Genomic DNA, 19,233 nt, shown 5'->3' with positions numbered 1-19,233 from the left:
CAAAATAGACACAAAATATTCACAAATTGTTCAAAAAAAATTCGCAAAATATCTTGATTTTTTGTCGAAAACAATCATATGTGTATGATGTATAACAAATGGACGAAAAGAGTTGCTTAAATTGGGAATATATATGTAAAATTTAATATTGCAGGAAAAACGTACAATTAAAGGGGATGAATAGATGAAAAAATTGAGCTTGTTTTGTTTGATGATGTTAATCATGATTATAGCGGGCTGTTCAAATGAAGAAGCAGCGAGCGATCGCTTTGAACAATATGTGAAGCTTTGGAATGATCAAAAGTTTGAAGACATGTATTCTTATCTATCTCAAGAAGCTAAAAAAGATGTGACAAAAGATGAGTTTGTAGCTAGATATCAAAATATTTATGGCGGAGCTGAGGTAAAGAAATTAAAAGTAAAGGCCATAAAATCTGAGGGAAAGCCAGAAAATAATGAAATTTCTTTACCGTTTGAAGTAAGTATGGACACGGCAGCTGGGAAAGTTTCTTTTAAAGAAAACGCGCTATGGGTTGAAGAAAAAGTTGATGATAAAAACAAGTGGAGCGTATCTTGGAAACCCAGCATGATTTTTGAGGGAATGACGGACGGAGATGAAGTAAGCGTTAAAACATTGCGAGCTGAGCGAGGAGAGATTACCGATCGTTCTGGAAGTTATTTAGCTCAGAATGGAAATGCTTCTCAAGTAGGCATTGTACCAGTAAAATTCAAGGCGAAGATGGATGAGAATAAAGAGAGCTTAAGCAAGCTTTTAAATATATCCACTGAAGAAATAGATAAGGCGCTTAATGCTTCATGGGTAAAAGAAGATCAGTTCGTGCCAATCAAAACAATGACAGAAGATGAAGCTTTAAAAGGGGAAGAGCAGCTTCTAGGCATTGAAGGAGTTCAAATTAATAATGTACCTGCACGTGTTTATCCATGTGCTGAAGCGTGTGCACACTTAGTAGGTTATGTAGCCCCTGTGACGGCAGAGTTTTTGAAACAACATAAGGGTGAAGGATACAACTCCCAGTCTAGCGCTGGTTTAATTGGTATAGAAGCTCAATACGAAGAGACGCTGCGTGCCAAAGATGGAGCAGTAATTTCGATTGTGGGTTCTGATGGTAACGTAAAGAAAGAAATTGCGAGTAAGGAAGCTGAAAACGGAAAAAATGTGCAGCTGACAGTAGATGTAGCAATGCAGAAAAAGCTATATGAACAAGTAAAAGATGAAAAGGGGCTCGGGGTTGCGATTCATCCTACAACAGGAGATGTATTAGGAATGGTTAGTGCACCTTCTTTTAATCCAAACCATTTTTCTTTAGGAATTACATCTACAGAGTACAGTAAACTGTCTAACGACGCAGCTAAGCCGTTACTGAACCGTTTTAACAAAACATATTCACCTGGCTCTACATTTAAATTACTATCGGCAGCATTGATTGCTGACAGTGAGAAGTTTGATTTGAATGAAAAGAGAACAATCGGTGATAAATGGCAAAAAGATAGCAGTTGGGGCGATTTTTATGTCACGCGTGTAGGCAATCAACCTAACGTCAATTTTCGAGATGCGCTTGTCACATCAGATAATATTTATTTTGCCCAAGCAATAACGGAATTAGGAGTAAAAGCGTTTGAGCAAGGTAGCAAGAAGTTTGGTTTTAACGAAAAGTTACCAATCGAGTTTCCGTTTCAAACGTCTAAAATTTCACAAAGCAATTCTATAGACTCTGAACTTCTCTTAGCAAATTCAGCATATGGACAAGGAGAAGTGCAGGTTAGTCCTCTTCATCTAGCATCTGTATATTCGTCTATTGTAAACGATGGGAATATGATTAAACCAAAGCTTGTTATGAATGAGGAAACAGAGCCTGAGTTTTGGAAAGAGGACGTAATGAGTAGTGAAGCAGCTTTAAAGATCAAAGAAAGCTTAATTGGCGTTATTGAAGATCCTAATGGGACAGCGAAAGAAGCGAAAATAAGTAACTTAACGCTTGCTGGAAAAACTGGTACAGCAGAATTGAAACTTTCTCAAGGTGAGAAAGGAAAAGAAAATGGTTGGTTTGTAGCGGTAGATACTGAGTCACCACATTTACTAGTAGCTATGATGGTTGAGGATGTAAAAAAAGGTAGTCATGATGTTACGCCAAAGGTAAAAAATATATTTAGCCCAAAATAACAATTAAATAAGAAAAAAGAGGGGGAGAATTTAAGTATTCCCCTTCTTCTTTGTTTTGATTTAATTTTCAGAATAAATAAAAATGTTAAAAGTTTGTAAACCCCAATATTACCCAACTGCTTGGTAACCCTTGATACAACAAGGGTTTATATAATAAGAAAATAAGATTGTAAAGTGGGGTCTTTACAATTCGTCTGAAAACATATTGACATTCGTTCATAATAGGAGTAATTTTTGTTTTGGTATTAAAAATTTCAGTGAAAAAGCTAAGTTTTTGTCGAACGATGTAAAGAGATATAATCTACGATGAAAGCTTACTTAAAATAGGGACTGAAAAAATACATAACGAGTCCTTATAAAGGTTAATAAATTGGATGGAGGCTTTACCGTGATTAAAAGGAAAAAAGACAAATTTTCTGAAATGTTGCTTGATATTGCTCAAAACCTAAAAGACTCAGCTGACTTTTTAGGCAACTTTGAATTAAACAATGTATCAGATTTAAAAGAATTCGCTAATGTATTAAAAGCATACGAATCAAAAGGTGACCAATATGTTCATACAGTAATTACAGAACTGAATAAAGCATTTATCACACCGATTGAACGTGAGGATATTTTACAATTAGCGATGAGTCTAGATGACGTATTAGACGGTATTGATAACTTTGCAGCTATGCTGGAAATTTACTCAATTGCAAAATTTGATGAGTATGTAAAAGAATTTGTGAAGAATATTCAAAGTTGTGCAGCTGAAATTTTACTAACAATTAATCTTTTATCTGAAAAGAAATTATCTCAAATCAGTGCACATGCAATTAAAATTAAAGAATATGAGTCGCAATGCGATATTTTATATAGAAGAGCGTTGAAGCAATTATTTTCTACATGTAAAGATCCAATTCAAGTAATACAGTATAAAGAAATTTATGAAATATTAGAAGAGGTGGCAGATTACTGTCAAACTGTTGCTAATAATTTAGAGACAGTTATCATGAAGAACGCGTAAAGGGGCAATAAAATTGGATTCACTGTTACTTTTAACTATCCTTGTTGTCGTTGGAGCGCTTGCCTTTGATTTTATCAATGGCTTTCATGATACAGCAAATGCAATTGCTACGTCTGTTTCAACCAAAGCGTTAAAGCCTAGACATGCAATTATTATGGCGGCAACAATGAATTTTATAGGAGCAATGACTTTTACAGGAGTTGCAAAAACAATTACAAAAGATATCGTTGATCCATTTACACTTCAAAATGGATCAGTTGTAATACTAGCTGCGTTAATCGCTGCGATTGCATGGAATTTAATTACGTGGTATTACGGAATACCAAGTAGTTCGTCACATGCTATCATCGGTGCAATTGCGGGAGCTGCCATTGCAGCAGCGGGATTTGGTGCATTAAACTATGGCGGTTTTATCAAAATTATTCAAGCTCTTATCATCTCACCAATCCTTGCTTTTGTTGTTGGTTATATTGTATATACCATCATAAAGCTAGTCTTTAAACATAATAGTAATTTATCTAAGACTAACAAGCAGTTTCGTCATGTTCAAATCTTAACAGCGGCATTACAATCTTACACTCACGGAACGAACGATGCTCAAAAGGCGATGGGGATTATTACAATGGCCTTAATTGCAAACAATATGCAGAGCTCAACTGATATTCAGTGGTGGGTACAGCTCTCTTGTGCATTAGCAATGGGAATTGGAACATCAGTTGGTGGTTGGAAAATCATTAAAACAGTTGGTGGTAAGATTATGAAAATTCGTCCGGTTAACGGTGTAGCGGCAGACTTAACAGGTGCTGCGATTATTTTTGGAGCGACGTTTATTCACCTACCAGTTAGTACGACGCATGTTATTTCATCATCAATTCTTGGTGTTGGTTCAGCTCATCGTATTAAAGGTGTTAAATGGGGGACGGCACAGCGCATGTTAATTACATGGGTTATTACGTTACCAATCTCCGCTACGTTAGCAGCAATTGCGTATTTCATCTTAGATCTATTCTTTTAAAGAAGCTCAATTCCTGAGCTTCTTTTTTAGTTATCTAAACGAAAGGTTAGATTTTAGGCAGCCGTTTAAGTTCTAGCTTGAAAAAGAGCGTGAAAAAGAGGACAATAAACATGATAGTTACGAAGGTACGTAGGGCGCTATGCGTTTAAATAAAAATAGAAATAAGGTGAATTCCTTAGAAAGTTAGAAAGGTGGTATATGATTGCGAGATCAAGATGAAAGCATGGTAGCAGAGTTGGAAAGGTCGCTTCGACATATTGAAGCAATCATTAAACAAAAAGGTAGAGAAATTTTGGGGCAGTACTCGATTACTCCGCCCCAATTTATTGCATTGCAGTGGTTGTTTGAGCGTGGTGATATGACAATCGGTGATTTGTCTAATCGAATTTATTTAGCCTGCAGTACCACAACTGATTTAGTAGATCGTATGGAAAAGAACAAATTGGTGATGAGAGTAAAAGATCCAAAAGATAGACGAGTTGTTCGTATCCATCTGCTTCCAGAAGGAGAGCGGATTATTGAAGAAGTAATTTATAAAAGAAGAGGTTATCTAGAAGGTGTACTAAGTGACTTCTCAGAAGAGGAAATAAAAGATCTTCAAGGTAAATTAAAGAGATTACATGATGAAATGAAAGAAAAATGAGGCGATTTTTGTGAGTAGACCAATAGGTGTTATTGATTCAGGTGTAGGTGGATTAACCGTTGCGAAAGAGATTATGAGACAGCTTCCGAAAGAACAGATTATGTATATCGGAGACACAGCTCGCTGTCCATACGGGCCCCGACCCAGTGAAGAAGTGAAAGCTTTTACTTGGGAGATGACGAACTATTTAGTAGAGCGTAATATAAAGATGCTCGTCATTGCCTGTAATACAGCCACGGCTGTTGTACTTGAGGAGATTCAGCAGCAGTTAGATATTCCTGTACTTGGAGTCATTCAACCTGGTTCTCGTGCAGCGCTTAAAGTGACGAAAAATCACAAAATAGGTGTCATAGGGACAAACGGTACGGTCAAGAGTCAGGCGTATACACATGCTCTTAAAGCTTTGCATAATCGAGTAGAAGTAGATAATCTAGCCTGTCCACTATTTGTACCGTTAGTCGAGAGCGGTAATTATGAAAGTGACGAGGCTTTACAGATTGTAAAGGAAACGCTAAAGCCGTTGACTAACACGGATATTGATACGTTGATTTTGGGATGTACTCACTACCCACTGTTACGACCCGTTATTCAACAGGTAATTGGAAGTGGTGTCCAGCTGATAAGCTCTGGTGAAGAGACAGCTATTGAGGTGAGCGCTATCTTATCTTATAGTAATTTACTAGCATCAAACGGTGAATTACCTGAGCATCAATTCTTCACAACAGGATCAGTTGAACTTTTTCAATCTATTGCATCGAAGTGGTTTGAGCATCCGGTGTATAACGTAAATCATATTGTTTTATAATCTACACAAAAGGAGCAGTGAGAGGTCGCTGCTCCTTTCGTATGAAAAAATAAATTCCTTCGGTCTAAAATAAAAAAAGGCTCGTATACATAATAGTACAAACCGTCTGAGGAGGGGAAGAAATGTCTAAAAAGACAAATCTTATCATGGTGTCAGCAGTGGTAGCTACATCGGTACTATTATCGGGATGTGGGATGTTTGGCGGTGAAAAAACGGCAGAAATTGATCCACCAAAAGATGTCACCTACGTTAAAGATGAAAAAGCATTGGAAACTGAAGGTAAAGTAGCAAAAGAAGGAAGCAATCAGAAGAAAGAAGCAGCAAAGTCTAAAGCTGAAAATAAAACAGAAGTTTATTTGATTGATAAAAACGGCTACGTTGTGCCTCAAACATTAACTATGCCGAATGAAAAAGGTGTTGCGAAACAATCGCTTGAGTATTTAATTGAAGGTGGAGAAGTTTCAAATCTCTTGCCAGATGGTTTCCGAGCGGTGTTGCCAGCGGATACTCGCGTGTTAGGAACGAAATTAGAAAAAGACGGAACGATGATTGCTGATTTTTCACCTGAGTTTGCCAACTATAAAAAAGAAGATGAACTTCGTATTTTACAAGCAATTACCTGGACACTTACTCAGTTTGACGGGGTAGAAAAAGTTAAGCTTCGTATTAATGGCTATGATAAAGATACAATGCCAGTTAATAACACGCCGATTAGCGAAGGATTAAGCAGAGCGGATGGTATTAACTTTGATAATTCAGGTGTTGTGAATATTACTCAAACAAAGCCGGCTACGGTTTATTATTTAGCTCAAAACGGGAAGCACACGTACTACGTTCCTGTTACGAAACGAATCAAGGTGAATGAAAGCGATATGTATACAGCTATTGTTAATGAATTAGTGGAAGGCCCATCAGCTTCTTCAGGGCTTGTTACAGACTTTAATCCAGATGCGCAGCTTGTATCTAAGCCGAAATACGCGGACGGTGAGCTAACGTTAACGTTCAATGAAAATATTTTTGGTAATCTGAAAGGAAGCAAAGTATCTCAACAAGTACTAGATTCACTTGTCCTTTCATTGACAGAGCAAACAGGTGTTGAAAGCGTTGCGATTAAAGTGGACGGTAAGAAGACGTTAACGAATGAAGAAGGGAAAAAATTAACTGAACCGGTGTCTCGACCGAAAAATGTGAATACAAAAAGTTTCTAAAAAGGTTTTTCACTATATTGATGATAAACATAAGAAGGAGACTGAGACGTAAGTAGTTCAGCCTCTACTATACCTGAACGATTGAGAGTTCATAACTTTTAATCGTTCAGGTTTTTTGGTTGATTGTGAAAACAATGTTGGAAACAGGGTGGAATGGAGCGTAGGACACTCGACTCCTGCGGGAAAGAGAGGGAAAACGGAGATCCCGCAGCGCAATGGAACGAACGAGTTGAGACAAATCAAAGAGATGGGAACAGCTATAGTGTTCGTCTTTTAGAAGCAATCATTTTGTTATGTCCCAAACTCTTTTCTTATTCGATAGGTATGCTTGTTAATGATATAGGTATATAATGAAAGGTGTTGTGCTTTACAGCGTTCATACGAAATGATACATATAAAAAACTATATTTAAGGAGGAGAATGTATGCGCAATGATGGTCGAAATCAAAAGGAAATGCGTCCGGTTACGATTAAAACGGACTACTTAAAGCATCCTGAAGGTTCTGTATTAATATCTGTAGGGGATACAAAAGTAATTTGTACAGCAAGCATTGATGATCGAGTACCGCCTTTTATGCGTGGTCAAGGAAAAGGTTGGATTACAGCTGAATATTCTATGCTTCCGAGAGCAACGCAACAGCGAAATATCCGTGAATCTACTAAAGGAAAAGTGACGGGGCGTACAATGGAAATTCAGCGTTTAATTGGGCGTGCTCTCCGCGCGGTTGTAGATTTAGATAAAGTTGGCGAAAAAACAATCTGGATTGATTGTGATGTTATTCAAGCTGATGGGGGAACGCGCACAGCATCCATTACCGGAGCGTTTGTCGCAATGACGCTTGCTTTTGAAAAGCTGCTTAAAGAAGAAAGAATGAAGGAAATGCCAATTACAGATTATTTAGCCGCTACGTCTGTTGGAATGCACCGTGAACATGGTGCTATTCTAGATTTGAATTACGAAGAAGACTCAACTGCAGAAGTTGATATGAACATTATTATGACAGGGCAAGGTAAATTTGTTGAGCTGCAGGGAACAGGTGAAGAAGCAACGTTTTCTAAACAAGAGCTTAATGAATTAATTTCGTTGGGGGAAAGCGGAATTAAGCATCTTATTGAAGCGCAAAAACAAGTGCTTCAATCGCTCTAAGCAAAGCTGTTAACATTAGATGTGGAGGAGATTAAGATGGGTCGAGAAGTCATTATTGCAACAAAGAATGCAGGGAAAGTAAAAGATTTTAAAACACTTTTTTCTTCTAAAGGCATTGAAGTTAAGTCGTTGCTAGATTTTCCTGAGATTGCTGATGTTGAAGAAACGGGAACAACTTTTGCTGAAAACGCCATTTTAAAAGCTGAAGCAATCTCACATACATTACATACTGCCGTTATAGCGGATGATTCTGGTTTATCTATTGATGCGTTAAATGGGGAACCGGGCGTGTATTCAGCGCGATATGCTGGCGAACAAAAGGATGATAATGCTAATATAGAGAAGGTACTAGAAAAGTTGAGCGGTGTGCCGTTTGCTGAGCGAACTGCAAGGTTTCATTGTACGCTGGCTCTTTCTGTACCAGGAAAAGACACGATTACAGTAGACGGAACGTGTGAAGGATATATCTTGGAAGAGAAAAGAGGAGAAAATGGCTTTGGCTATGATCCAATCTTCTATATCGAACGGTGGAAGCGTGCAATGGCGGAATTGACGAAAGAAGAAAAGAACACAATTAGCCACCGAGCAAACGCACTAAAAAAGCTTGAACCACTGATTGATGCCCAATTTTAAAGGAGTGATGACGTGTGAAACTATTGATTGTAAGCGATAGCCACGGATTACAAGATGAGTTAATCGTAATTAAGGAGAGACATGCAGATGTAGATAAAATGATACACTGTGGTGACTCAGAACTTTTGCAAAATAGTAAAGAAATGGCGAACTTTTTAAGCGTTCGTGGAAATTGTGATTACGATGCATCCTATGTCAACGATCGCGTTGAAAAAGTGGGAGAAGCTACATGTTTGGTAACACACGGTCATTTATATAACGTCAAAATGTCAATGATGAATCTTCACTACAAGGCAAGGGAAGTAGGGGCAAATGTCGCATGCTTCGGTCACTCTCACGTTGCAGGGGCAGAAGTAATGGACGGCGTATTGTTTATTAATCCCGGAAGTATTTTACTGCCGCGTATGAGAAAAGAGCGCACGTATGCTATACTTGAGGTTGAAGATAATGAAGCAACCGTTCAGTTTTATGATATAAGTGGTGATCGTATTCCTAGCATGCAGCTGACGTGCACGCTTGCTTAAAAAATAAATAAAATAAATGAGAAGAGAAAATTTCTCCTCTCTTCTCATTTATTTTTTAAAAAAACGTTGACTTTTTAATTATATTTAAATATAATTAAAAATGTCTTTGAAACAATTTAGTAATATGTCCCAGTAGCTCAGCAGGATAGAGCAACGGCCTTCTAAGCCGTCGGTCGGGAGTTCGAATCTCTCCTGGGACGTCCAAAAAGCCTACTTTTTATCTTAAGATAAAAAAGTAGGCTTTTTGTTTTGTTCTCCTAAGAAGTACAAATGAACTCGATAGAAAAACTTTTTTAAAGTCATCTCATCCTTAGAGTCTCAACGATGAAAGCGTATCCAAAAATTCTGTTTAGTCTAAATTATCTAAAAAATATTCAAAAAACGGTTGACTATGTATAAAAATGGGCGTAAGATAGTCCTCAAATATAAGTTTTCTAAAAATTTTAATTAGTTGAAAACGTTAGTTTTCTCTGTTGTTTGAAAGTGGAAACCTGAGAATAACAGAGAGATGAAATAATGAATTAAAACGTTGAAGAGGATAAGTAGTTTTGATAGTTTGGTATCAACAGAGAGTCGGGTTGCTGGAAGCCGACGTTACCAGATCAAAGTGAACTCACCTCAGAGTGTCATCCTGAATTGAGTAAGGGTGGCCGAGTGTTATTCCAACACACTCGTTATCAAAACGAATGTTTATACATTCATGAGGTAGTCTTCGTGACTACAAATGAGGGTGGTACCGCGTAAAGTACAAAAGACTTTTCGCCCCTTGACCTATCTTAATAAAGTGGGTCTTTGTCAGGGGTGGAGAGTCTTTTTTTCTTTTTATTAAGAAAACGAAAGGATGAGAAAAAGTGGGAGCCAATATGCAAACAAAAGAGCCAGCAAGCATTGGGAAACAAATGAATGGATCTGACATGTTGATTGAATCTCTAAGAAGAGAAAATGTTGACGTCATTTTCGGTTACCCAGGAGGAGCTGTCTTACCAATTTATGATAAGCTTTACGGCTCAGGAATGTTTCATGTACTTGCTCGTCATGAGCAGGGTGGGATTCACGCAGCCGAAGGGTATGCGAGAATTTCTGGTAAGCCTGGTGTTGTCATTGCTACAAGTGGACCTGGTGCTACAAACATTGTAACTGGTTTGGCAGATGCAATGATTGACTCACTTCCTTTAGTTGTATTTACGGGGCAAGTAGCGTCAAGTGTAATTGGTTCAGATGCGTTCCAAGAAGCCGACGTATTGGGAATTACAATGCCGATTACCAAGCACAGCTATCAAGTACGTAAAGTCAGTGATTTGCCAAGAATCATTAAAGAAGCATTTCACATTGCAACAACGGGAAGACCTGGTCCAGTATTAATTGATATCCCAAAAGACATGGCGCAAGGAGATGGCGAATTCAGCTATGAAGGTGAGGTTAACTTACCTGGCTATCAGCCTACATACACGCCAAACCAGCTGCAGGTTAAGAAATTAGCCGAAGCGGTAACAGCTGCTAAAAAGCCAGTTATTTTAGCAGGCGCGGGTGTATTGTTAAGTAAAGGTTCAGAAGAATTAAAAAATTATGCAGAACAGCAAAACATTCCTGTTGTGAACACGCTGCTAGGCTTAGGCTGTTTTCCGGCGGATCATCCGCTTCATTTAGGAATGGCCGGCATGCACGGCACGTACACAGCAAACATGGCGATTTATGAGAGTGATCTTCTCATCAGTATCGGAGCTCGCTTTGATGATCGTGTAACAGGCAATTTAAAGCACTTTGCACCAAATGCTAAAATTGCACACATTGATATCGATCCCGCTGAAATCGGTAAAAATGTACCAACGAAAATCCCAATCGTGGGAGACGCAAAAGAAGTGCTGTCACAGCTTCTTTTACAAGATGGCGAAACAGGAGATTATACGAAATGGCATGAGAAATTAGCTGGGTGGAAACAAGAATATCCTTTATGGTATGAGAACTCTTCAGAAGTGTTAAAGCCTCAAAAAGTGATTGAGCTACTGCATCAATATACGGATGGAGATGCCGTAGTGACAACAGACGTAGGTCAGCATCAAATGTGGGTTGCTCAATACTATACGTTCAACAATCCAGACCGATGGGTAACTTCGGGCGGTTTGGGAACAATGGGGTTTGGTTTACCTTCTGCCATTGGTGCACAGCTGGCAAATAAAGATAAAACAGTTGTAGCAGTTGTTGGAGATGGTGGCTTCCAGATGACGCTTCAAGAATTAGGTGTCATTCATGAGCTTAATCTACCTGTGAAAGTGGTTATATTAAACAATCATTCTCTTGGAATGGTTCGTCAGTGGCAAGAAATCTTCTATGAAGAGCGCTATTCTCATTCACTGATTCCGAATCAGCCAGACTTTATGAAACTAGCGGAAGCTTATGGTATTAAAGGGCTTCAAGCAACGACTGAAGAAGAGGCACACGCTGTATTAAAAGAAGCGATGGAGACGGATGGTCCAGTGTTAATGAACTTCTTCGTAGCACCAAAAGAAAATGTGTATCCGATGGTTGCTCCTGGAAAAGGACTTCATGAAATGGTGGGGGTGAAACCGTGAAGCGGATTATAACAGCAACAGTGTTAAATAGAGCAGGCGTATTAAATAGAGTAACAGGGTTGTTCACCAAAAGAAATTTCAATATTGAAAGTATTTCAGTAGGTCATACCGAATCAGAAGACGTATCGCGCATGACGTTTGTAGTAAACGTGGAAGACGATGGCGCTGCTGAACAAGTAATTAAGCAATTAAACAAGCAAATTGATGTCTTAAAAGTTCAGGACATTACTGAACAGGCCGTTGTTTCACGAGAGCTTGCTTTAATGAAAGTAGCTTCAACACCAGCGAGCCGAAATGAGCTGTATGCAGTTATTGAGCCATTTCGAGCAACCATTCTTGATGTTAGCCGAGATAGTTTAATCATCCAGGTAACAGGTGAATCAAGTAAAATCGAAGCGATGATTGATCTACTTCAGCCATACGGACTGAAAGAAGTAACGCGAACGGGTACCGTAGCTGTACCGCGCGGAACGCAAAAAGTAGCGGCAAAGTGGTCATCAATTATTTAACTAAGATATAAACCAAAAATTAACCTATAAAAATTAAAAACAAAGAGGAGAGATTTATTATGACAAAAGTATATTATAACGGTGACGCAAAGGATCAATTCTTACAAGGTAAAACAGTAGCAATCGTAGGATACGGTTCACAAGGTCACGCTCATGCACAAAACTTACGCGATAGTGGAGTAAACGTAGTTGTTGGTTTAAGAAAAGGTAAATCATGGGAGCAAGCTGAGCAGGATGGATTCACAGTTCTTTCAGTGAAAGAAGCTGTACAACAATCTGAAGTTGTGATGGTCTTATTACCAGATGAGCATCAACCAAAAGTATATAATGAAGAAATTTTACCAGGATTAAAGCCAGGAAAATCATTAGTTTTTGCACATGGCTTCAACATTCACTTCAACCAAATCGTTGCTCCTGAATTTGTAGATGTATTCTTAGTAGCTCCGAAGGGTCCAGGACATCTTGTGAGAAGAACATATGAAGAAGGTGCGGGTGTACCAGCTCTATTTGCTGTATTCCAAGACGTAACTGGTGAAGCAAAAGAAATTGCGTTAGCATACGCAAAAGCAATCGGATCAGCTCGTGCTGGTGTATTAGAAACAACATTTAAAGAAGAAACAGAGACTGATTTATTCGGTGAGCAAGCAGTTCTTTGCGGTGGCTTAACATCATTAGTAAAAGCAGGTTTTGAAACGCTTGTAGAAGCAGGCTATCAGCCAGAAGTTGCATACTTCGAGTGTTTACATGAATTAAAATTAATCGTTGACCTTATGTATGAAGGTGGATTAGCAGGAATGAGATATTCAATTTCTGATACTGCTCAATGGGGTGACTTCGTATCAGGGCCACGCGTTGTAGATGAGCGTTCAAAAGAACAAATGAAAAAAGTGCTTGAAGACATCCAAACAGGTAAATTTGCTAAAGGTTGGATCCTAGAAAACCAAGCAAATCGTCCAGAGTTTACAGCAATCAATAACAGCGAAAATGAGCATTTAATTGAAAAAGTTGGTGCGCAGCTACGTGAAATGATGCCATTTGTAAAAAAACAAAAGAAAGAAGCGGTGGTCGCTAGTGCAAAAAATTAACCTATTTGACACGACGCTACGAGACGGGGAACAATCACCTGGAGTTAATCTAAACCTACAAGAAAAGCTTGAGATTGCAAAACAGTTAGAGCGTTTAGGAATTGATGTAATCGAAGCAGGTTTCCCAGCTTCTTCAAAAGGCGATTTTCAATCGGTGAAGGAAATTGCGTCGACTGTCAAAGATTCTTCTGTAACAGGCCTTGCAAGGTCTGTTACACAGGACATTGACATCGCTTGGGAAGCCTTAAAAGACAGTGCTGAACCAAGGCTGCACGTATTTATTGCTACTTCTCCAATTCACTTGGAGCATAAGTTGAAAAAGACACCAGAGCAAGTGCTAGAAACAGCGGTTGAAATGGTGAAATACGCAGCGAAAAAGTTTCCGATTGTTCAATGGTCTGCCGAAGATGCATGCCGAAGCGAATTACCGTTTCTAGCACAAATTGTAGAAGCTGTCATTGATGCAGGGGCTAAGGTTGTTAATATTCCGGATACGGTTGGTTATACAACGCCGGCTCACTACGGATCTGTGTTTCAATATTTAAAAGAAAATGTTTCAAACATTGATAAAGTGTCATTGTCTGCTCATTGTCATGATGATTTAGGCTTAGCGGTAGCGAATTCACTTGCTGCAATTGAAGCAGGAGCAACACAAATTGAAGGGACAATCAACGGGATTGGTGAGCGTGCTGGAAATGCGGCTTTAGAAGAAGTTGCACTTGCCTTAAATATTCGCAAAGATTTCTATCAAGCGGAGTCAGGCCTGGTTTTACCAGAAATTAAGCGAACAAGCGACTTAATTAGCAAGCTAACGGGCATGACGATTGCACCAAATAAAGCAATTGTAGGTAAAAATGCTTTTGCTCACGAATCTGGTATTCACCAAGATGGTGTCTTAAAAAACCCATTAACATACGAAATTATTTCCCCAGAACTTGTTGGGGTGAAACAAAACCCGATTGTGCTTGGGAAGCATTCTGGAAGACATGCATTCCGTACACGCTTAGTAGAGCTAGGGTTTGTTCTAGAAGATGAGCAAGCGAACGTTCTATTTGAAAAATTTAAGGACTTAGCAGATAAAAAGAAAGACATCACAGATGATGATTTGTTTGCGCTAGTAGTGCACAAGCAGGTTAATCACGATGTTGAATACAAGCTAGAAGGACTTCAAGTACAGTATGGTATTAATAATATTCCAACTGCTACAATCACGCTTCAGCGTAAGAATGGAGACGTTGTTCAAGAAGCGGCTACGGGATCAGGGAGCGTTGAAGCAATTTACAATACGCTGGCACGTTGTTTAGAACAAGATGTAAAGCTATTAGATTATCGCCTACAGTCCATTAACGGTGGACCGGATGCGCTGGCAGAGGTATTTGTTAAAGTAGAAAGTGACGGTGTGGAAGTAAGTGGAAGAGGCGTAGCATTTGATGTACTAGAGTCATCGGCAAAGGCTTATATCAACGCAATTAACCGCTTATTCGCAGTTAAGCAGCACCGCGTTGAGCAAGAAGTGTAATACGTAGACAAGAAGGGAGAGACTATCATGACAAAAAAGGTAGCGGTGTTACCTGGAGACGGAGTTGGGAAAGAAGTTACAAAAGGTGCAATCGACGTCTTAAACGCCATCGGTCAACGCTTTAACCATCAGTTTGAATTTAGCTATGGGTTAATCGGAGGAGCTGCTATTGATACAGAAGGAGTACCACTTCCAGAAAGTACAGTAGCGGTTTGTAAAGAAGCGGATGCAGTATTGCTTGGGGCTGTAGGTGGTCCTAAGTGGGATGCCGTTCCTACACAGCTCCGTCCAGAGCGAGGCTTATTAGCAATTCGTAAAGAACTGGACCTTTATGCTAACTTGCGTCCAGTTACTTATTATGATAGTTTAGCAGATTCTTCTCCTTTGAAAAAAGAATATATTCAAGACGTTGATTTTATTATCGTACGTGAGCTAACAGGCGGCTTATATTTTGGAAAACCAAGTGAACGCCGCACAAATGGGAGTGAAGAAGTCGTTGTAGATACGCTCTATTACAAGCGTGAAGAAATTGAGCGTATCATTCGCCAAGCATTTGAAACAGCAAAAGTTCGTCGTCAAAAGGTTACGTCTGTTGACAAAGCGAACGTATTGGAGTCAAGTCGTTTATGGCGTGAGATTGCTGAAGAAGTATCAAAAGATTATCCCGAAATTGAGCTTGAACATATGCTAGTGGATTCAGCAGCGATGCAGCTTATTCGTAATCCAAAGCACTTTGACGTAGTCGTTACTGAGAACATGTTCGGAGATATTTTAAGTGATGAAGCTTCGATGCTGGCTGGATCTTTAGGGATGTTACCATCTGCTAGTTTGACGTTAAACGGACCTTCTCTTTATGAACCTGTTCATGGCTCTGCACCAGATATTGCAGGCCAAAATAAAGCTAATCCAATCGCAGCTATTTTATCAGCAGCGATGATGTTAAGACATTCATTTGGTCTTGAAGAAGAAGCGAAAGCAGTGGAACAAGCGGTAGAACACGTATTAAATGCTGGTCATCGTACAGCAGATTTAGCGAACGGCTCACATTATTTATCAACTGAAAAAATGGTAGAAGCAATTGTTGATACGATTGCTGACGATTCTGCAATTGTTAACATTATGACAGCTTATAGTTAATCATGCGTTTCTCACCTTTATGTGAGAAACGTTTTTCATAACTGGAAAGGAGGAGCAAGATGAAAGCAAAGAACATTATTGAGAAACTATGGGAACAACATGTAGTACGCCAAGAAGAGGGGAAGCCGGATTTATTATACATTGATCTTCATCTTATTCACGAAGTAACGTCACCTCAAGCATTTGAAGGCTTACGTGTTGCTGGGCGAAAAGTAAGGCAACCCAATTTGACGTTTGCAACGATGGATCACAACATTCCGACCGTTGACCGCTTCAACATCAAAGATCCAATTGCAAAAAAACAAGTTGATACGTTATCTGCAAACTGCGCTGAGTTCGACGTGAGGCTGTTAGACTTAACGAATGAAGAACAAGGAATCGTTCATATTATTGGACCGGAATTAGGTTTAACGCAGCCTGGTAAGACAATTGTATGTGGGGATAGTCATACATCTACCCACGGAGCGTTTGGTGCATTAGCATTTGGTATTGGTACGAGTGAAGTTGAGCACGTATTAGCTACTCAAACGCTTTGGCAAGCCAAGCCAAGAACGATTCAAGTAAAAGTGGATGGCCAAAAGAAGCCTGGTGTATTCGCAAAAGATATCGTACTAGCGATTATTCAGAAGTTTGGTGTGAACTTTGGAACAGGTTCTATCATCGAATTTACGGGAGATTGCATTAAGCAGCTTTCAATGGAAGAGCGGATGACCATTTGTAACATGTCCATCGAAGCAGGAGCAAAAGCAGGCTTAATCAGCCCTGATGAAGTGACTTTTTCTTATATTAAAGGAAGAGAATATGCACCAAAAGGTGAAAAGTTCACTGAAGCAGTTGAAAAGTGGAAAGCGTTAGCTTCGGATGAAGGCGCAGAATATGATCAAACGCTAGAAATTGATGCAAATGAAATCGAGCCTGTTGTGACATGGGGAACAAATCCTGCGATGAGTTCGTACATTAGTAAAACAGTTCCTACATTTGAATTATGTAACACGGATTCAGAACGCAAATCATTGGAAAGAGCGCTAGACTACATGGGGTTAACTCCGGGTATGGCAATTGAAGATATTCCAATTCAACACGTATTTATTGGTTCCTGTACGAACGCTCGCTTATCGGATCTACGTGATGCAGCTTCTTTTATAAAAGGAAAGAAAGTATCACCGAATGTGCGAGCAATGGTTGTACCAGGTTCTCAGAAAATTAAACGTATTGCTGAAGAAGAGGGGATTGCAAAAACGTTTGTTGAAGCTGGATTTGAATGGCGTGATTCAGGATGTAGCATGTGTTTAGGGATGAACTCGGATTTAGTTCCTCAAGGGGAACATTGTGCTTCCACGTCAAACCGTAATTTTGAAGGACGTCAAGGTAAAGGGGCGCGAACTCACCTTGTTAGTCCAGTGATGGCGGCGGCAGCAGCAGTATATGGTCACTTTGTAGACGTTCGTAAATTACAAGAAGAAGCTGTGAGATAAGGAGAGGTAACATGAATGCATTTACAGTTGAAACAGGAAAAGTAGCCGGGATGGACCGCTCTAATGTCGATACAGATCAAATTATTCCAAAGCAATTTTTAAAGCGCATTGAGCGTACTGGTTTTGGAAAATATTTATTTTTTGATTGGCGATACAATGAAGATGGAGTAACGCCAAATCCTAGCTTTGAGCTAAATGCGCCTGAAAATGAAGGAGCAACAATCTTAGTTGCAAATGAAAACTTCGGATGTGGTTCTTCACGTGAGCATGCACCGTGGGCATTGTTAGATTACGGCTTTAGAGCCATTGTGGCGCCATCTTTTGCAGATATCTTTAAACAAAATTGTCTAAAAAATGGAATTCTACCAATTGCATTACCAGTTGAAGATGTTGAGTATCTATTGAAGGAATCAAAAGCAGCTGATTATAACTGCACGATCGATTTACATCAGCAAACAATTTCAGACGAAGCTGGATTCAAACGAACGTTTGACATTAATAGCCATTGGAAATATATGCTTGTAAATGGGTTTGATGAAATTGGTTATACGTTATCGTTTGCTTCTGACATTGATCAGTATGAAAACAATACCGTTCGTTATTGAAAAAAGCTGGGCAAAGTTACCTCTTTGCTCGGCTCTTTTTTGCGTTCTATTAGACAACTTGCTAAACTGTATAGCAAAGAAATGTGAAGTGAGGAGAGAATATGACTGAGCAAAAGCGAGATAATGTAATTGCGTTTCCTCATTTGCAAGAGCGTTTAGTAGAAAAAGCGAAAGAATATCTACAGAATAAACGCTTTAATGAGGCTCTGCATTTATTTAAGCAAGCATACGAAATAGGCCAAGAGCACCGAGACGTATTGTTCGGGCTAGCTGTATGTTATTTAGAACTAGGAGAGGTTGAAACAGCTAAAACGCTTTGTAAAAAGATGTTGCATGAAGACATAGGACATTACTATGATAATCTACAAATGCTTTTAATGATTCTTATCCAGCTTGGTGAGTATAAAGAAGGCTATGAAACCTTGCAGGCTGTTATAGAAGAACATGATGTACCCGCTGAGGATCAAGAGCAAATTAATCAGCTCTTAGCGTTTTGCTTATCGAGAATGAATCAAGAAAAGGACATAGAAGGACAAACAGAGCAGGAGCAGCTTACGCGTTTAAAAGATTTCTTAAATGAGACGGTCGTTTCAAATCAGATTGATCATTTACACACGCTCCCTCTTCATCGAATGAATCAGTATAGCTTCTTCTTACAAGAGCTATTCACAAATGAATCCGTTCATCCCATTGTGAAAACCGAGGCTCTTAAAATATTAATGAAGGAACAGGTTAACCATGACTTTCACATCAACAAATTTCAGCGTGAGAAAAAAATTAATCCGCTCACTTTACAGCAAATAATACCATCTCCGTTAGCCATTCATGTTGAGAAATCCCTGAGGGAAAAGTTGGAACACGAAAATCCCACTATGCTCCAAGCAAGCTTAGAGATTTGGAATCGTTATTTATATGTTTTATTTCCATTCAGTCCGGTTAATGAACATGTAGGTATCTGGGTGGAGGCGTTATACGCACTCGCAACTGAATTATATGGTGAAGAGGTTGACGCTGAGCAAATCGCACTGATGCATAACTTCTCTGCTGAGGATTTGAAACAAGCTATTAAACACCTAAAGGAAATTGAAGAAATTTCTTTGATATAAAATGAGGTGTTTTGTTGAAACGTCATTGTTGTATGTTATAATATAATGGTTGTAAAATGCACTT

General features: G+C 39.1%; 17 protein-coding genes, 1 tRNA gene and 1 other annotated feature. All 18 genes read left to right on the top strand.

Annotated elements, in window-relative coordinates; translation table 11 throughout:
* The first annotated feature begins 184 nt into the window (after positions 1-184).
* The 18 genes from A2U94_RS03665 to A2U94_RS03575 all read left to right on the top strand — a co-directional run bounded on the left by A2U94_RS03665 (position 185) and on the right by A2U94_RS03575 (position 19,169).
* Positions 185-2,182: a penicillin-binding transpeptidase domain-containing protein gene (locus A2U94_RS03665; protein WP_062954418.1), complete on the top strand. Its 1,998-nt coding sequence runs from the start codon at positions 185-187 to the stop codon at positions 2,180-2,182.
* Between the two features lie 388 nt (positions 2,183-2,570).
* Positions 2,571-3,188 (top strand): DUF47 domain-containing protein, encoded by a 618-nt coding sequence (locus tag A2U94_RS03660; protein ID WP_025907856.1) that lies wholly within the window; start codon positions 2,571-2,573, stop codon positions 3,186-3,188.
* Between the two features lie 13 nt (positions 3,189-3,201).
* Positions 3,202-4,203, top strand: a complete 1,002-nt coding sequence (locus A2U94_RS03655) for an inorganic phosphate transporter (RefSeq protein WP_025907857.1) — start codon at positions 3,202-3,204, stop codon at positions 4,201-4,203.
* 223 nt (positions 4,204-4,426) lie between these two features.
* Positions 4,427-4,846 carry a MarR family winged helix-turn-helix transcriptional regulator gene (locus A2U94_RS03650; protein ID WP_035319955.1) on the top strand — a complete coding sequence of 140 codons (420 nt, stop codon included), beginning with the start codon at positions 4,427-4,429 and terminating at the stop codon, positions 4,844-4,846.
* Positions 4,847-4,856: 10 nt separating this feature from the next.
* Positions 4,857-5,651: a glutamate racemase gene (gene racE / locus A2U94_RS03645; protein ID WP_061785400.1), complete on the top strand. Its 795-nt coding sequence runs from the start codon at positions 4,857-4,859 to the stop codon at positions 5,649-5,651.
* 122 nt (positions 5,652-5,773) lie between these two features.
* A complete protein-coding gene (locus A2U94_RS03640; protein WP_061785399.1) occupies positions 5,774-6,859 on the top strand; it encodes a GerMN domain-containing protein in 1,086 nt (361 codons plus the stop codon).
* A gap of 424 nt (positions 6,860-7,283) precedes the next feature.
* Positions 7,284-8,006, top strand: a complete 723-nt coding sequence (gene rph / locus A2U94_RS03630; RefSeq protein ID WP_062954416.1) for a ribonuclease PH — start codon at positions 7,284-7,286, stop codon at positions 8,004-8,006.
* A 36-nt stretch (positions 8,007-8,042) separates the two neighbouring features.
* Positions 8,043-8,639 (top strand): XTP/dITP diphosphatase, encoded by a 597-nt coding sequence (locus A2U94_RS03625; protein ID WP_062954415.1) that lies wholly within the window; start codon positions 8,043-8,045, stop codon positions 8,637-8,639.
* A 14-nt stretch (positions 8,640-8,653) separates the two neighbouring features.
* Positions 8,654-9,163 carry a metallophosphoesterase family protein gene (locus tag A2U94_RS03620; protein WP_062954414.1) on the top strand — a complete coding sequence of 170 codons (510 nt, stop codon included), beginning with the start codon at positions 8,654-8,656 and terminating at the stop codon, positions 9,161-9,163.
* Positions 9,164-9,289: 126 nt separating this feature from the next.
* Positions 9,290-9,363: transfer RNA gene (locus A2U94_RS03615), tRNA-Arg, on the top strand.
* A gap of 320 nt (positions 9,364-9,683) precedes the next feature.
* Positions 9,684-9,933 (top strand) — a binding site (T-box leader).
* A 93-nt stretch (positions 9,934-10,026) separates the two neighbouring features.
* The gene (gene ilvB / locus A2U94_RS03610) at positions 10,027-11,733 is read left to right on the top strand and encodes an acetolactate synthase large subunit (protein ID WP_152545167.1); all 1,707 of its coding nucleotides are present in this window, start codon (positions 10,027-10,029) and stop codon (positions 11,731-11,733) included.
* Positions 11,730-12,242, top strand: coding sequence for an acetolactate synthase small subunit (ilvN, locus tag A2U94_RS03605; protein WP_025908570.1), 513 nt, complete (start codon positions 11,730-11,732; stop codon positions 12,240-12,242). The genes ilvB and ilvN overlap by 4 nt, the downstream gene beginning before the upstream one ends.
* A gap of 59 nt (positions 12,243-12,301) precedes the next feature.
* The gene (gene ilvC / locus A2U94_RS03600) at positions 12,302-13,327 is read left to right on the top strand and encodes a ketol-acid reductoisomerase (protein WP_025908569.1); all 1,026 of its coding nucleotides are present in this window, start codon (positions 12,302-12,304) and stop codon (positions 13,325-13,327) included.
* Positions 13,314-14,846 (top strand): 2-isopropylmalate synthase, encoded by a 1,533-nt coding sequence (locus tag A2U94_RS03595; protein WP_025908568.1) that lies wholly within the window; start codon positions 13,314-13,316, stop codon positions 14,844-14,846. The genes ilvC and A2U94_RS03595 overlap by 14 nt, the downstream gene beginning before the upstream one ends.
* Positions 14,847-14,873: 27 nt before the next feature.
* Positions 14,874-15,983 (top strand): 3-isopropylmalate dehydrogenase, encoded by a 1,110-nt coding sequence (leuB, locus tag A2U94_RS03590; RefSeq protein ID WP_025908567.1) that lies wholly within the window; start codon positions 14,874-14,876, stop codon positions 15,981-15,983.
* Positions 15,984-16,042: 59 nt separating this feature from the next.
* A complete protein-coding gene (leuC, locus tag A2U94_RS03585) occupies positions 16,043-17,458 on the top strand; it encodes a 3-isopropylmalate dehydratase large subunit (protein ID WP_025908566.1) in 1,416 nt (471 codons plus the stop codon).
* Positions 17,459-17,469: 11 nt separating this feature from the next.
* Positions 17,470-18,063, top strand: a complete 594-nt coding sequence (gene leuD, locus A2U94_RS03580; protein ID WP_025908565.1) for a 3-isopropylmalate dehydratase small subunit — start codon at positions 17,470-17,472, stop codon at positions 18,061-18,063.
* 101 nt (positions 18,064-18,164) lie between these two features.
* Complete coding sequence (locus tag A2U94_RS03575; protein WP_025908564.1) at positions 18,165-19,169, top strand: tetratricopeptide repeat protein; 1,005 nt, start codon at positions 18,165-18,167, stop codon at positions 19,167-19,169.
* Positions 19,170-19,233 lie beyond the last annotated feature (64 nt).

It is taken from the genome of Bacillus sp. VT 712 (assembly GCF_001614195.1).
Taxonomy (GTDB): Bacteria; Bacillota; Bacilli; order Bacillales; family Bacillaceae_H; genus Priestia; species Priestia flexa.
This window is presented reverse-complemented; position numbering and strand designations above follow the sequence as displayed.

What these genes read in the sequence shown, in the direction of transcription:
- A2U94_RS03665 (WP_062954418.1), top strand. Translation starts at nt 185, where the DNA reads ATGAAAAAATTGAGCTTGTTTTGTTTGATGATGTTAATCATGATTATA.
- A2U94_RS03650 (WP_035319955.1), top strand. Translation starts at nt 4,427, where the DNA reads ATGGTAGCAGAGTTGGAAAGGTCGCTTCGACATATTGAAGCAATCATT.
- A2U94_RS03640 (WP_061785399.1), top strand. Translation starts at nt 5,774, where the DNA reads ATGTCTAAAAAGACAAATCTTATCATGGTGTCAGCAGTGGTAGCTACA.
- rph (WP_062954416.1), top strand. Translation starts at nt 7,284, where the DNA reads ATGCGCAATGATGGTCGAAATCAAAAGGAAATGCGTCCGGTTACGATT.
- A2U94_RS03625 (WP_062954415.1), top strand. Translation starts at nt 8,043, where the DNA reads ATGGGTCGAGAAGTCATTATTGCAACAAAGAATGCAGGGAAAGTAAAA.
- ilvB (WP_152545167.1), top strand. Translation starts at nt 10,027, where the DNA reads ATGCAAACAAAAGAGCCAGCAAGCATTGGGAAACAAATGAATGGATCT.
- ilvC (WP_025908569.1), top strand. Translation starts at nt 12,302, where the DNA reads ATGACAAAAGTATATTATAACGGTGACGCAAAGGATCAATTCTTACAA.
- leuB (WP_025908567.1), top strand. Translation starts at nt 14,874, where the DNA reads ATGACAAAAAAGGTAGCGGTGTTACCTGGAGACGGAGTTGGGAAAGAA.
- leuC (WP_025908566.1), top strand. Translation starts at nt 16,043, where the DNA reads ATGAAAGCAAAGAACATTATTGAGAAACTATGGGAACAACATGTAGTA.
- leuD (WP_025908565.1), top strand. Translation starts at nt 17,470, where the DNA reads ATGAATGCATTTACAGTTGAAACAGGAAAAGTAGCCGGGATGGACCGC.
- A2U94_RS03575 (WP_025908564.1), top strand. Translation starts at nt 18,165, where the DNA reads ATGACTGAGCAAAAGCGAGATAATGTAATTGCGTTTCCTCATTTGCAA.